Raw genomic sequence first — 13450 nt, forward strand, 5'->3', positions numbered from 1 at the left:
TTGCAGGTCTATTGGCACAGCAACGTTCAATGATATTGGGAAATTTTTATTGGATTCTTGCAGATTGTCACAACCGCATGAATGTCTCGCGACGGTGTGCCGCTTTCCCTCATCAAGACGCAGAAAAACAACAAGACCCGCCGCCGGCCCGGGTTTAGCCTTCCAGGCATGAAAAAAATCTCGATCATCGACTCGCACACCGGTGGCGAACCCACCCGACTCATCGTCGACGGCGGCCCGGACCTGGGCAACGGGCCGCTGTCCGGGCGGCTCGCGCGCCTGCGCGCCGAACACGACCACATCCGCACGGGCAGCGTGTGCGAACCGCGCGGTTCGGACGTCCTCGTGGGCGCGCTGCTGTGCGAACCGCATGCCCCGGACTGCGCGGCGGGCGTCATCTTTTTCAATAACGTCGGCTACCTGGGCATGTGCGGGCATGGCACGATCGGCCTCGTCGTGTCGCTGGCCCACCTCGGCCGCATCACGGCCGGACGCCACCGCATCGACACGCCCGTCGGCGTCGTGACGGCCGAGCTGCACGCGGACGGTTCCGTGAGCATCGAGAACGTCCCGTCGTACCGGACGCGCAAGGACGTCCACGTCGACGTCGCCGGCCATGGCACCGTGCGCGGCGACGTGGCGTGGGGCGGCAACTGGTTCTTCCTCATCAAGCACCATGCGTTCGACATCGTGCCGGCCAACGTCCCGGCGCTGACGGCGTTCGCGCAAGCCGTGATGGCGGCGCTGGCCGCACAAGGCATCACCGGCGACGGCGGCGCGCCCATCGACCACGTGGAACTGTTCGCCCCGTCACGCATCGCGGACAGCCGCAACTTCGTGCTGTGCCCCGGCAAGGCCTACGACCGCTCGCCCTGCGGCACGGGCACCAGCGCCAAACTGGCTTGCCTGGCGGCGGATGGCGACCTGGAACAGGGCGCCGTGTGGCGCCAGGAGAGCATCGTCGGCAGCGTGTTCGAAGGCAGCTACCGCCGCGCGGGCGATACCGTCGCGCCGACGATCCGCGGCACGGCCTGGGTCAGCGCCGAGTCGACGCTGCTGTTCGACGACACCGATCCGTTCGCGTGGGGCCTCCCCGCCTAGTCCTGTTTCATCTGTCGCCCGTACTCGGTCGGGCTCATGCCCACGTACGACTTGAACTGGCGGCTGAACGCGCTGTGGTCCGTATAGCCGCATTCGTACGCGATGGCCGCGATCTTCGCGCCCGGATCCTGTTCGATCAGGGTGCGCGCGGCCGCCAGCCGGCATTGCACGAGCAGCTGCCGCGGCGAGTGCTGGAACACTTTCTGGAACAGCCGTTCCACGCGCGACAGCGACAGTCCCGCTTCCTCCGCCAGCGCCTTCAGCGAGATATTCTCCCGATAGTGGTCGCTGATGTGCTGCGCGATCCGCGCGATCTGCCGGTACGCCGGGTGCAGGTCGTCCAGCAGGCCGAGATCCTGCGACGTGCCGATCAGGCCGACGACGTCGCCATCCTTGCCGAACAGCGGAATCTTCTTCGTGATGCACCACCCGCGGCCGCGGCCGGGGTAGATGTGCAGTTCGAGCTGCTTGTCGATCGCCGTGCCGCTGGCGATGACCTGCCGGTCCTGCGCGAGATACGTCTCGGCCAAGGTGCGCGGGAACAGTTCCAGCGCCGTTTTGCCGAGCACATCCTTCTTGTGCCGAACTCCGCAGCGCCGCACCATCGTGCGGTTGATGCTCAGGTAACGGCCGTCCCGGTCCTTGACGAAGAATGCGACGTCGCCGAGGGCGTCGAAGATCGCTTCGACGGCCTGCATGCCGATGGTGTCGATGGCCCGGATGGTAGTGTCGTCGATCATGGTGTCCTCCCGGACGCCAATATAGGCGGGTTGCGCCGGCATGGCAAACGGCGGCCGGGCGTTATGCCGATTTCGGCCTCCCCGGCGAACGCTTCACGCAAGACCCCGGCGCCAAACAGGCCTAGCATGTGACCTTTCAAGCAAAGGAGACAGACCCCATGTGGAAAGGTGTTCTTCCCGCCGTCACCACCAAGTTCGATGATGACGGCTCGCTCGACCATGACGAAATGCTGCGCTGCTTCCGCATCCAGATGGACGCCGGCGTGGATGGCCTCATCGCCTGCGGTTCGCTGGGCGAGGGCCCGATGCTGTCGCACGAGGAGCGCATCGACGTCCTGAAACTCTGCAAGGAAGCCGCCGGCGCAAAGCCCGCGCTGCTGACGGTCGCGGAAGCGTCCACGCGCGATGCGTGCGCGCTGGCGCGGAAGGCGGCCAGGGCGGGCGCGGACGGCCTGATGGTCGTCCCGAGCACGATCTACCACACGGACCCGCGCGAGACGGTGGCGACCTTGCGCGCCATCGCGCAGGCGGGCGACCTGCCGATCATGATCTATTCGAACCGCCTCGCCTACCGCGTCGACGTGACGGTCGAGATCATGGAAGAACTGGCGGACGATCCCCGCTTCGTCGCCGTCAAGGAATCGTCGGACGACATCCGCCGCAGCACCGACATCATCAACCGCTTCGGCGACCGCTTCGACCTGCTGACGGGTGTCGACAACCTCGCGTTCGAAGCGCTCATGGTCGGCGCGCAGGGCTGGGTGGCCGGCGTGGGCCTCGCGTTCCCCGAGGAGACCGTGGCGATCTGGCGGCTGGTCCTGGCCAGGCGTTACGACGAGGCGCTGCGCATCTACCGCTGGTTCCGTCCCCTGCTGGACCTGGACGTGTCGACTTACCTCGTCCAGAACATCAAGCTCGCGGAAGCGATCGCGATCGGTTCGAACGAGCGCGTGCGCGCGCCGCGCCTGCCGCTCGCCGGCGCGCGCCGCGATGCGGTGGAGCGGACGATCCGCGCCGCCATCGCCAACCGCCCCACCCTGCCCGCGCTGGCGTGAAGCATCCGGACGTGATCGTCGTCGGCGCCGGCATCGTCGGCGCGGCCTGCGCGGCAGAGCTGCAGGCGCTCGGGCGCGACGTGCTGCTCGTCGACGCCGACTACCCCGGCGGCGGCGTGACGGCGGCCGGCATGGGCCACCTCGTCGCCCTCGACGAGACGGACGATGAACTCGACCTGTGCCTGCTGTCGCTGGCGCGCTGGGACGCGTACCTGTCCACCCGCGCCGGCCTCGCGGAACACGTCCGCTGCGGCACCTTGTGGGTCGCCGAGGACGAAGCGCAGATGGCCCAGGCGCGCGTCCGCGCCGGGCGCCTGGCGCGGCGCGGCTGGGATGCGGCTGAACTGTCCGGCGCACAGCTCGCGCGCGTGGAACCCGCCCTGCGCGCCGGCCTTGCGGGCGGCGTGCGCGTCGCGCGCGACGGCGTCGTGTACCCGCCCGCCGTCGCGCGCAACCTGGCCGGGACGCTCGTCGCGCTGGGCGGACGGACACGCTTCGGCACGGCCGTCGCCCGCGTCGACGACGGCGGCGTCACGCTGGCCGGCGGCGAACGCATCGATGCGGGCGACGTCGTCGTCGCGACGGGGACCGCCGTGACGCGCCTGCTGCCGGACATACCGATCTTCCCGCGCAAGGGCCATCTCGCCATCACGGCCCGCTACCCGCGGCGGCTGTCGCACCAGGTCGTGAGCATGGATTATGGGCAAACCGAGGGCCAAACGGAAGCCGGCAGCGACGCCGTCGCCGTCGCGGCGAATGTCCAGCCCCGCATCACGGGCCAATGGCTGATCGGGTCGTGCCGCCAGGACGGCATCCGGCATGCCGACGTCGATCCGCGCGTGCTGGCGCACGTGCTGCGCTCGGCCATCGCGCTGCTGCCCTGTCTGGCCGACATGAAAATCATCCGCAGCTGGACCGGCATGCGCCCCGCGACTTACGACGGGCGGCCCGTCATCGGACGCCATCCGACGCTCGCACGCGTGTGGGTCGCAGCGGGCCACGAGGGGCTCGGCGTGACGACCGCGTTCGGCACCGCGCAGCTGCTGGCCGACCTGATGCTGGACCGCCCCGCTTCCATCGCGGCCGTCCCCTATTCACCGTCGAGGTTCGCCCATGTCCCCGCCTGATTCCCTGAGCCGCGTGCTGGTCGACGGTGTCGCGGTCGACGTACCGCGCGGCGTCACCGTCGTCGCGGCGCTCGTCGGCGCCCGGTCGCCGTGCACGCGGCGTTCGGTCACGGACCAGCCCCGGTTCGCGTTCTGCGGCATCGGCCAGTGCCAGGAATGCCGCGTGACCGTCGACGGCCGCGCCAACCAGCTGGCGTGCAGGACGATCTGCGCGGACGGCATGATCATCACCACGGGAGGCGACTGGTGAAGAACGTAGTGCACATCGTCGGCAGCGGCCCGGCGGGATTGTCCGCGGCGCGGACCGCCCTCGACGCCGGCGCAAGGATCTGCCTGATCGACGATAATCATGCGCCGGGCGGCCAGATCTGGCGCGGCGGCCCCGCGCGCTGGACCGACGCACGCGCACGCAGCGCGTGGAACACCCTGCGCGGCCACCCCGGCTGCACCGTGATGCAGGATGCCCAGGTCAGCGGCTGCATGGACTCCCGCACGCTGCTCGTGGAAACGGGCGGACGCGGCGCCGCCGTCCCGTTCGAGCGTCTCGTGCTCTGTTCGGGCAGCCGCGAACTGTCGCTGCCGTTCCCCGGCTGGACGCTGCCCGGCGTCACCGGCGCGGGCGGGCTGCAGGCGCTGATCAAGGGCGGCATGCCGGTGTCGGGACGCCGCGTCGTGGTCGCCGGCACGGGCCCGCTGCTGCTGGCGGCGGCGTCGACGGCGCTGCGCGCGGGCGCCCACGTGGCCGCGATCGTCGAACACCAGCCGTGGTCGCGCCTGTCGGCTTTCGGCCTCGGGCTGCTGTCGCGGCACGGGAAGAAATTCCTGCAGGCGGCGTCGCTGTTCGCCGAGCTGCGCGGGATCCCGTACGTGACGGGCGCCACGCTCGTCGCAGCGACGGGCGAGGATACGGTGCGCGGCGTCGTCGTCCGGACCGGTGGCAAGGACGTCGAGTATGCCTGCGACTTCCTCGCGGCGGGCTTCGGCCTCGTCCCGAATACGGACCTCGCGCGCGCACTGCGATGCGACGTCGTCGACGGCGCGATCCAGGTCGACGATGCGCAGCGGACGAGCCGCACCGACGTCTGGGCCGCGGGCGAATGCACGGGCATCGGCGGCGTCGACAAGGCCGTCGCCGAGGGACGCATCGCGGCGCTGGCCGCGCTGGGCCGGCCCCCGTCCGGGCGCGACCTGCCGCTGCGGCGCGCGTCGCACGCGTTCGCGGCGCTGCTGGCGCGCACGTTCGCGCCGGACGAGTCGCTGCGGACGATGTGCGGCCCGGAGACGATCGTGTGCCGCTGCGAGGACGTGACCCGGGCCCGCCTGCTGCCGCACCGCGACTGGCGCGAAGCAAAACTGGCGACGCGCGTCGGCATGGGGCCCTGCCAGGGCAAGACCTGCGGCGCGGCATGCGCCTTCCTGTTCGGGTGGTCCCACGAGGATGCCCGGACACCCATCATGCCCGCGACCGCGCGGGCGCTGTCGGACTTTGAATGAGGTAATGAGAAACATGAATATTGGTGGCACCGACAAACAGGCGGCGCTCGACGCGTTGCGCGACATGACCGCGGGCGCCGTGCCCATCGCGCTGGCCGAGCACCGGTCGCGCATCGAACGTGCGCAGGCGTTCATGGCGGCGCAAGGCATCGACGCCGTCTATCTCAACGCCGGCAGCAACCTGACTTATTTCACGGGCACGAAGTGGAGTCCCAGCGAACGCATGGTGGGCGCCATCCTGCCGGCGCAGGGTGACCTCGTCTACATCGCCCCCGCGTTCGAGGAAAGCACGATCCGCGGTTTCATGGTCGTCGAAGGCGACATCGCCGTCTGGGACGAACACGAGCGCCCCGCCGCGCGCCTGCGCGCCGTGCTGGAGCAGCGCGGCATCGGGGCCGGCAGCGTGCTCGCCATCGACGACAGCACGCCGCTGTTCCTGTTCGACGCGATCCGCGCCGCGACCGATGGCTACACCTTGCGGAATGCGCACCCGGTCACGTCGCACTGCCGCAGCCGCAAGTCGGACGCGGAGATCGCGCTGATCCAGCGCGCGATGGACATGACGATGGCCGTGCACGTGGCGGCGGCGTCGATCCTGCACGAAGGGATCACGACGCAGGAAGTCGAGGAATTCATCCACCTCGCGCACCGCAAGGTCGGCGCGAGCGGCTCCTACTTCTGCATCGTGCTGTTCGGCGAGGCGACGGCGTACCCGCACGGCGTGAGCTATGTGCAGACCCTGCAACGGGGCGACACGGTGCTGATCGACACGGGCTGCAAGGTCCACAACTACATCTCCGACATCACGCGCACGTACGTGTTCGGCGAGCCGACCGGGCGCCAGCGCTTCGTGTGGAATGCGGAACAGGCGGCGCAGCGGGCGGCGTTCGACGCGGCCCAGCCGGGCGTGCCGTGCGAAGAGGTCGACAAGGCCGCGCGCCGCTCGCTCGAGGCGAACGGCTTCGGTCCCGGTTACAAGCTGCCCGGCCTGCCGCACCGCACGGGCCACGGCATCGGCCTCGACATCCACGAAGGCCCCTACCTCGTCGGCGGCGAGACCCGCGCGCTGGAGCCGGGGATGTGCTTCTCGAACGAGCCGATGATCTGCGTGCCGGGCGAATTCGGCGTGCGCCTGGAAGATCACTTCTACATGACGGCGAACGGACCGAAGTGGTTCACGCAGCCGGCGGCGAGCCTGGAGAATCCGTTCGGGGCGGGATGACCTCCTTCAGGAACGCATCCGCCGCCTCCACCGTCGGCGCCAGCCACGGATCGAACAGCCAAAAGCTGTGGGGCGTGTCGGGCACGGGCACGACCCGGTTCGGCACGCCCAATGCCCGCAGTCGTTCGGTCATCTCGTCCCGCCCCAGGCTGAAACGCCGCTGCGCGCTGACGATGAACAGCATGGGCGGCGTGCCCGCCTTCACGTGATACAGCGGCGACGCGTCGCGCCACAGCGCCGCCTTCTCCGCATAGCGGCCGCCGAACCACGCGCCGGCGGATGACGGCTGCTTCGCCGGGTCGTCTTCGTATTTGCGGGCTTCTTCCGACGTGAAATCCGACAGGCCGTCGATGTTGACGATCGCCTGCACGTCGCTCGCCACGTTGCCTCGGTCCGGATCGAAGCGCGATTCTCCGTTCGTCACGCCCGTCAGCGCCGCGATCTGGCCGCCGGCCGAGCCGCCCGCGATGGCGATCCGGCCCGGATCGATGCCGTAGTCCGACGCGTGCGCGCGCACCCAGCGCACGGCTGCCTTCGCGTCGTGGATCGCGGCCGGGTATGGCGCTTCCGGCGACAGGCGATAGCTGATGGTGGCCGCCACATAGCCCCGCTCCGCCATGCGGATCGCCATCGGCGCGAAGTTCGCGCGCACGCCCGCGCGCCAGCCGCCGCCGTGCACGAAGACGATGGCCGGGCGCGGCGCCGTGCCCGCCGCCGCGGGCAGGTACAGGTCCAGTTTCAGGTCGTGCCTCGGGTCGCCATGTCTACGGCGCACATAGGTGACGTCCGTGACGGCCCGCACGGTCGGCGGCACGGTGCGGCTCGCGATGCGGATGAACGGATAGCGAGCCGCCAGCTTCGCGTACGTCGTCTCGGCCGTGTAGCTCTCCGGCAAGGGCGCCTTCACTGGCCGCGCCGCGCATGCGGCCAGCAGCAACGCCGTACCCATCCAACATATCGTCCTGCGCATCCTGGCCTCCGCCTCGTCGTGGGAAGGTCAGTATGCCACCCAACAACATACCCCGGCTAGTCCACCTTGCAAAAGTGGCCAGACCAACCTAGAATGGTCTGGCCAAATAAAGGACGGAAAACGTCCACCATATAAAAAACGACCGGAGACTACACGGTGCCGCCAATCAGATTGCTCGCCTTCCTGGCCGCTTTCGCGTGCCTTGCCGCCCCTGCGCATGCCGAGGGGCCTTATCGCAACCCAGACAACAAGAACCCGAACGACACGGCCGAAGGCACGTATCCGGTGCCGTACAAGAAGCCGGTCGTCGCCGAGATCGCGGCGTCGCTGCAGCGCATCCGCGGCTATGTCGACAGCCAGACGCCTACGCGTATCGTGCACAAGGGCAGCGGTGCGCCCGTCACGGATTTCCGCACGCCTGTCGCCGACGCCGTCGTCGACAAGGGGGACGCCGATTTCGGCTTGCAGGCCTACGAGATGGGCGTCGTACATGCCGGCCTGCTGAAGGCCACGGCCGCGACGGGCGACAAGCGCTATGCCGCCCTCACGCAGCGCCACCTGCAATTCTTCGCCGACCGCCTCCCCTACTTCCGTGCGCAGGAACAGCGCTTCCACCTCGAGCGCGCCAACAGCTTCGCGCACTTCCTCGATCCGCGCGCGCTCGACGACGCCGGCTCCATGTGCGCCGCGATGATGCGTGCGCGCCAGGCCGGCATCGGCCCCGATCTCGCCGCGCAGATCAAGGTGTGCGGCGACTGGGTGGCGAAGCGCCAGTTCCGCCTTCCGGACGGCACCCTCGCGCGCCAGCGCCCGCAGGCCGTGTCGCTGTGGGCCGACGACATGTACATGGGGATCCCCGCGCTGGCGGAACTGGGCCGCATGACGGGCGACCGCGCGTACTTCGACGACGCCGTGAAGAACGTCCTGCAGATGACGGACTATCTGTTCGATCCGCAGCGCAACCTGTACACGCACGGCTGGAACGCCAACAATCCCGACGCCCCGCGCTTCTACTGGGCACGCGCGAACGGCTGGGCCGTGCTGGCGATGTCGGACGTCCTCGACGTGCTGCCGAAGGACCACCCGGGCTATCCGAAGGTGATGGCGCAGCTGAAGAAGACGCTGCGCGGCGTCGCCGAGCGCCAGTCCGGCGCGGGCCTGTGGCACCAGATGGTCGACCGCGACGATTCGTACCTGGAGACGTCGGCCAGCGCCATGTTCGTGTACGTGCTCGCGCACGCCGTCAACGAAGGCTGGATCAGCCCGACGACGTACGGCTCGATCGCGCAGGCCGGCTGGAACGCGCTGTCCGCGCGCATCGACGCCCAGGGCCGCGTGGAAGGCACATGCGTGGGCACGACGTTCGCGAGCGACCAGGTCTATTACTACAACCGCCCCACCAGCACGACGGCGATGCACGGCTACGGTCCGATGCTGCTGGCCGGCGCGGAGATGATCCGGCTGCTGAACAACCCGGCGATCGACATCCAGTTCCGCGTCCGCACGTATCACTATGTGCCGAAGGACGGCGGGCAGACCAGCTACCGCGAACATCCCTGACACCCCTGCGATGAAAGCCCCGACCATGCAAGCGAAAACGATGTTTTGCGCCGCAGGCCTCGTGCTGTCCGCGAGCGCCTGCGCAGCCGACCGACTCACGGTCACCGTGACCCACGACCTCGACGCCGCGCGTCCATCCGAAACGATCGTCGTCCCGTGGCAGGACGTGAACGCGGCGCTGCCCGGCGCGCTGATCCAGCGCCTCGTCGTGAAGGATGCGGCCGGCCACGTGCTGCCCTACCAGGTGACGAACGTGGCGCCGCTGGCCAAGGACCCGCACGGCGTCGGCGCGGCGTACGGCGAACTGCTGTTCCAGCACGACTTCAGGCCCGGCGAAAAGACGGCGACGTTCGTCGTCGAAAAGAGCGACACGCTCACGCCGCCGTTCGCACCGAAGGCGTTCGCGCGCTACGTGCCCGAACGCCTCGACGATTTCGCGTGGGAGAACGACGTCATCGGCCACCGCACCTACGGCCCCGCCCTCGCCGCACCGGCCGCGCCGGGCAGCGGCAAGGAAGTGCTGGAGACGAGCGGCCTCGATATCTGGTTCAAGCGCGTCGACTACCCCATCGTCGACCGCTGGTACAACAAGGGCCACGACCATTACCACAAGGACGAAGGCGAAGGCATGGACATGTACAACGTCGGCCGCTCGCGCGGGGCCGGCGGTACGGGCGTGTGGGACGGCAAACAGCTTTACACGAGCAGCAACTGGGCCGGCTGGAAGGTGCTGGCCAATGGCCCGATCCGCGCCGTGTTCGAGTTGTCGTACGCCGCGTGGAATGCGGCCGGTACCCAGGTGACGGAAACCAAGCGCTTCACCGTCGATGCCGGCCGCCAGCTCGACCAGATCGACAGTACGTTCACGTTCAGTGGACCGTCCGCGCTGACGGTGGCCGTCGGCTTGAACAGGACGCCTTCGGACAAAAAGCAGGAAGCGCGCGTCGCGCTCGTGAAAGACGATGCGAACCACGCGCTGCTGCAATGGGTCGAGCAGGCGGCGAACGGCGCGTTCGGCACGGCCGTCGTGCTGCCCGCGGCGACCGGCTTCGCGCAGGACGCCCTGAACGACCTCGTGCTGGCCCGCGTGGAATCGGGCAAGCCGCTGCGCTACTGGGTCGGCGCCGCGTGGGACCGCGCCGGCCGCATCACGTCCAGGGCGGCGTGGCAGGCCTGCGTGGCGGCCGAGGCCAAGCGTGCGGCGCACCCCGTCCGCATCGCCCTGAAAGCCGCCGCAAACTGAGATCAGTCATCGTATGTGTTGCTTTTCCAGCACACACTCGCCATAATCTGGTCTAGCCACATTGATCTTGTGGCCAGACCAATCTAGAATGAATTCAAACACAGAGCCGCACGCATGCGGTTCGACCTCGCCAGGCTGGTTTTGTAAGAAGCAACCATCGACGCCGCTCCCCCCCTGCGGACGCCGACACGTCATCGACATAAAAACAGGAGACAGCTTCATGAAATACCCCCGCAGCACCCCGCCCCGCCATTTCGTCATGTCCTCGATCGCGCTCGCGGTCCTCTCGCTCGCCCAGCAGGCGCAGGCACAGCAAAGCGACGCGCCGATCCAGCGCGTCGAGGTCACCGGTTCCAGCATCAAGCGCATCGCCACCGAGGAAGCCCTGCCCGTCACGACGATCAAGGCCGAGGAACTGGTCAAGCAGGGCATGACCACGCTGGCCGACGTGATGATGGCCCTGCCGCAGTCGGCATCGCTGCAGCCGTCCAACGCCGGCTCGGGCACCAACATCAACCTGCGCGGCCTGGGCGTGAACCGCACCCTCGTGCTGCTGAACGGCCGCCGCCTCGCCAACGAGGCCATCGCCGACGGCTACGCGAACCTCGACGTCATCCCGATCAGCGCGCTGCAACGCGTGGAAATCCTGCGCGACGGCGCGTCGTCGATCTACGGTTCGGACGCGATCGGCGGCGTCGTCAACTTCATCACCAAGCGCGAAGTCGAGGGCGGCAACGTCACCGTGCAGCTCGTGCAGCCGCAGCGCCGCGGCGGCGGCGACGAGCAGCGCATCCAGGCCACGTTCGGCAAGGGCAACCTCGCGCGCGACGGCTGGAACATCTACGGCACCGTCGACTTCCACCAGCGCAGCCGCCTGAAGCTGTCGGACCGCACCGGCTTCATTCCGGACGACGCGGCGATGGCGGCGATCGGCCTGCCGCGCAGCGCCGCCTCCGGCGGGTACGCGACACCCGCTAACTTCACGAGTTCGGCCAACAAGAACGCCGCCAACCCCTATTACGCGAGCGGCTGCCTGAGTCCCTACTCGATCCAGGGCGCGAAGAGCACGTGCGTACTGGACGACGACACCTATGGCTCTGCCCTGCATCCGAACAAGCAGCTGACGATGTACGCGCGAGCGACCAAGCGGATCGACGCCGACAACACCGTTACCGTCGAATACACCCGCGGCGACGAATCGATCTTCGGCTACAAGAACCCGACGCAGGCGGTCGCCGTCGGGAGCGCGAAGGCGATCCTGCCATCGACCAGCAAATGGTATCCGGGCGGCAGCGGCGGGGTGCCGGCCGTCGCCGGCATCACCAACCAGCCGCTGACCGTGTCCTGGGCGGTGGCCGACGGCGGACCGGCCGTGACCCGCGACAACCAGATCAACCAGCGGCTGCTGGTGTCCGCCGACGGCCACGTCGGCACCTGGGACTACCGGGCCGGCATGAGCTACGGGCTGTCCCAGCGCAAGGGCTATTTCCAGTCGGGCTACTACTCGGGCATCGGCCTGATCAACGGCCTGGCGAACGGCACGCTGAACCCGTTCGGCCTGCAGGACCAGGCGGGCCGCGACTATCTCGACTCGATCGCCGCGGACGGCATGCAGAACCGCAGCTCGAAGAGCTCCTACTATGGCATCGACGGCAACATCAGCAAATCGCTGATGGCCCTCGCCGGCGGCGACCTCGCGATCGCGATCGGCACCGACATCCACCGCGATACCAACGAAGACACCAAGCTGGGGCCGGCCGCCGACATCACCTATGCCAAGGTCGTCCCGGCGCACGGGGAAAGCGCACGCAACATCATCGGCGTGTACAGCGAGGTCGACGCCCCGGTCACCAAGACCCTGACGCTGAACGGCGCCGTGCGGGTCGACAAATACAGCGACGTCGGCTCGACCGTCACGCCCAAGATCAGCTTCCGCTGGCAGCCGACCAGGACGCTCATGTTCAGGGGCTCGGCCAACACGGGCTTCCGCGCGCCGACGCTGTTCGACCGCTACGGCTACCGCACCACCGTCGCCAATACGACGACGGCGGGACGCTGGGACGATCCGGTCCTGTGCCCGGGCCCGTCCATCACCATGCCGGGTACCGGCACGGCGGTGCCCGGCGTGGATGCCGCCGATGTCTGCAACGCCAAGTTGAACAAGCTGACCGGGTCGAACTCGCAGCTGAAACCGGAACGCTCCAAGGGCGGCACGCTGGGCGTCGTGTTCGAACCGTCGCGCTCGTTCACCGCGTCGCTCGACTACTGGCAGGTCAACATGAAGGACATGCTGGCCAACCTGCCGGAGAACGTCTACTTCACGAACTACGCCGACTACAAGAACCTGTTCGTGCGTAACGCCGACGGCTCGCTCGCGTACATCAACAACACGACGATGAACCTGGGCGGCCAGATCGCGGGCGGCGTCGACGTGTCGGCCAACTGGGAGATCGCGCGCAACCGGTTCGGAACCTTCGGCGCGGCCATCGACGGCACCTACCTGACCCGCTTCGACAACCAGCTCGTGCCGAACGGCCCGTGGATGTCCAACGTCGGCCAGTTCGGCTGGGCCAGCAACGGCACCACGTCGAGCTACCCGATCATCACGTTCCGCTGGAAGCACAACCTGCGCCTGTCGTGGCAGAGCGGCGATTACTCGGCGCAGCTGACGAACAACTTCAACAGCCACTACCGCGACGCCAACACGGCCGTCACGTCGCAGTACTACCGCGACATCCCGTCGTTCTCGACGTGGAACCTGACCGGCTCGATCCGCGTGCAGAAGCAGGTGCGCATCACGGCCGGCGTCACGAACCTGTTCGACAAGGCCCCGCCGATCACCAACAACACGATCTACAGCAGCGGCTACCTGAGCAGCGTCGCGAATCCGATCGGCCGCTCGTGGAACCTGCGCGTCAGCTACGATTTCGAGTGATCG

Annotated in this window: 11 protein-coding genes; 9 read left to right on the plus strand and 2 right to left on the minus strand. The window is 68.4% G+C overall.

The features are described from left to right. Positions 1-168: 168 nt before the first annotated feature. Positions 169-1101: a 4-hydroxyproline epimerase gene (locus QPK29_RS01165; protein WP_371769367.1), complete on the plus strand. Its 933-nt coding sequence runs from the start codon at positions 169-171 to the stop codon at positions 1099-1101. Here QPK29_RS01165 and QPK29_RS01170 read toward each other — a convergent pair. Continuing rightward, positions 1098-1841: an AraC family transcriptional regulator gene (locus QPK29_RS01170; RefSeq protein WP_371769368.1), complete on the minus strand. Its 744-nt coding sequence runs from the start codon at positions 1839-1841 to the stop codon at positions 1098-1100. The two genes, QPK29_RS01165 and QPK29_RS01170, sit on opposite strands and share 4 nt — an antisense overlap. 158 nt (positions 1842-1999) lie before the next feature. Here QPK29_RS01170 and QPK29_RS01175 point away from each other — a divergent pair, with 158 nt between their 5' ends. The 5 genes from QPK29_RS01175 to QPK29_RS01195 are packed head-to-tail and all read left to right on the plus strand — an operon-like array spanning position 2000 to position 6739. Then, a complete protein-coding gene (locus QPK29_RS01175; RefSeq protein WP_371769369.1) occupies positions 2000-2896 on the plus strand; it encodes a dihydrodipicolinate synthase family protein in 897 nt (298 codons plus the stop codon). Then, positions 2893-4023, plus strand: coding sequence for an NAD(P)/FAD-dependent oxidoreductase (locus QPK29_RS01180; protein WP_371769370.1), 1131 nt, complete (start codon positions 2893-2895; stop codon positions 4021-4023). The genes QPK29_RS01175 and QPK29_RS01180 overlap by 4 nt, the downstream gene beginning before the upstream one ends. Continuing rightward, positions 4010-4273, plus strand: coding sequence for a 2Fe-2S iron-sulfur cluster-binding protein (locus QPK29_RS01185; protein ID WP_371769371.1), 264 nt, complete (start codon positions 4010-4012; stop codon positions 4271-4273). The genes QPK29_RS01180 and QPK29_RS01185 overlap by 14 nt, the downstream gene beginning before the upstream one ends. Continuing rightward, positions 4270-5517: an FAD-dependent oxidoreductase gene (locus QPK29_RS01190; RefSeq protein WP_371769372.1), complete on the plus strand. Its 1248-nt coding sequence runs from the start codon at positions 4270-4272 to the stop codon at positions 5515-5517. Before QPK29_RS01185 ends, QPK29_RS01190 begins: the two co-directional genes overlap by 4 nt. A gap of 13 nt (positions 5518-5530) precedes the next feature. Then, on the plus strand, positions 5531-6739 hold the full coding sequence (locus tag QPK29_RS01195; protein WP_371769373.1) for a M24 family metallopeptidase: 1209 nt from the start codon (positions 5531-5533) through the stop codon (positions 6737-6739). Here QPK29_RS01195 and QPK29_RS01200 read toward each other — a convergent pair. Next, on the minus strand, positions 6693-7688 hold the full coding sequence (locus QPK29_RS01200; RefSeq protein ID WP_371769374.1) for an alpha/beta hydrolase fold domain-containing protein: 996 nt from the start codon (positions 7686-7688) through the stop codon (positions 6693-6695). The genes QPK29_RS01195 and QPK29_RS01200 overlap by 47 nt on opposite strands. Positions 7689-7865: 177 nt before the next feature. Here QPK29_RS01200 and QPK29_RS01205 point away from each other — a divergent pair, with 177 nt between their 5' ends. From QPK29_RS01205 to QPK29_RS01215, 3 genes are all read left to right on the plus strand, one after another. Then, entirely contained in the window at positions 7866-9269 is a 1404-nt protein-coding gene (locus tag QPK29_RS01205) for a glycoside hydrolase family 88/105 protein (RefSeq protein ID WP_371769375.1), read from the plus strand. A gap of 25 nt (positions 9270-9294) precedes the next feature. Beyond that, positions 9295-10512 carry a DUF4861 family protein gene (locus tag QPK29_RS01210; protein WP_371769376.1) on the plus strand — a complete coding sequence of 406 codons (1218 nt, stop codon included), beginning with the start codon at positions 9295-9297 and terminating at the stop codon, positions 10510-10512. 220 nt (positions 10513-10732) lie between these two features. After that, on the plus strand, positions 10733-13447 hold the full coding sequence (locus tag QPK29_RS01215) for a TonB-dependent receptor plug domain-containing protein (RefSeq protein WP_371769377.1): 2715 nt from the start codon (positions 10733-10735) through the stop codon (positions 13445-13447). Positions 13448-13450: the final 3 nt, after the last annotated feature.

Source organism: Massilia orientalis (genome assembly GCF_030411975.2).
Classification (GTDB): domain Bacteria; phylum Pseudomonadota; class Gammaproteobacteria; order Burkholderiales; family Burkholderiaceae_D; genus Telluria; species Telluria orientalis.

Coding starts and splice junctions, on each gene's coding strand:
- QPK29_RS01175 (WP_371769369.1), top strand. CDS start 2,000: ATGTGGAAAGGTGTTCTTCCCGCCGTCACCACCAAGTTCGATGATGAC.
- QPK29_RS01195 (WP_371769373.1), top strand. CDS start 5,531: ATGAATATTGGTGGCACCGACAAACAGGCGGCGCTCGACGCGTTGCGC.
- QPK29_RS01170 (WP_371769368.1), bottom strand. CDS start 1,841: ATGATCGACGACACTACCATCCGGGCCATCGACACCATCGGCATGCAG.
- QPK29_RS01210 (WP_371769376.1), top strand. CDS start 9,295: ATGCAAGCGAAAACGATGTTTTGCGCCGCAGGCCTCGTGCTGTCCGCG.
- QPK29_RS01200 (WP_371769374.1), bottom strand. CDS start 7,688: ATGGGTACGGCGTTGCTGCTGGCCGCATGCGCGGCGCGGCCAGTGAAG.
- QPK29_RS01215 (WP_371769377.1), top strand. CDS start 10,733: ATGAAATACCCCCGCAGCACCCCGCCCCGCCATTTCGTCATGTCCTCG.
- QPK29_RS01185 (WP_371769371.1), top strand. CDS start 4,010: ATGTCCCCGCCTGATTCCCTGAGCCGCGTGCTGGTCGACGGTGTCGCG.
- QPK29_RS01165 (WP_371769367.1), top strand. CDS start 169: ATGAAAAAAATCTCGATCATCGACTCGCACACCGGTGGCGAACCCACC.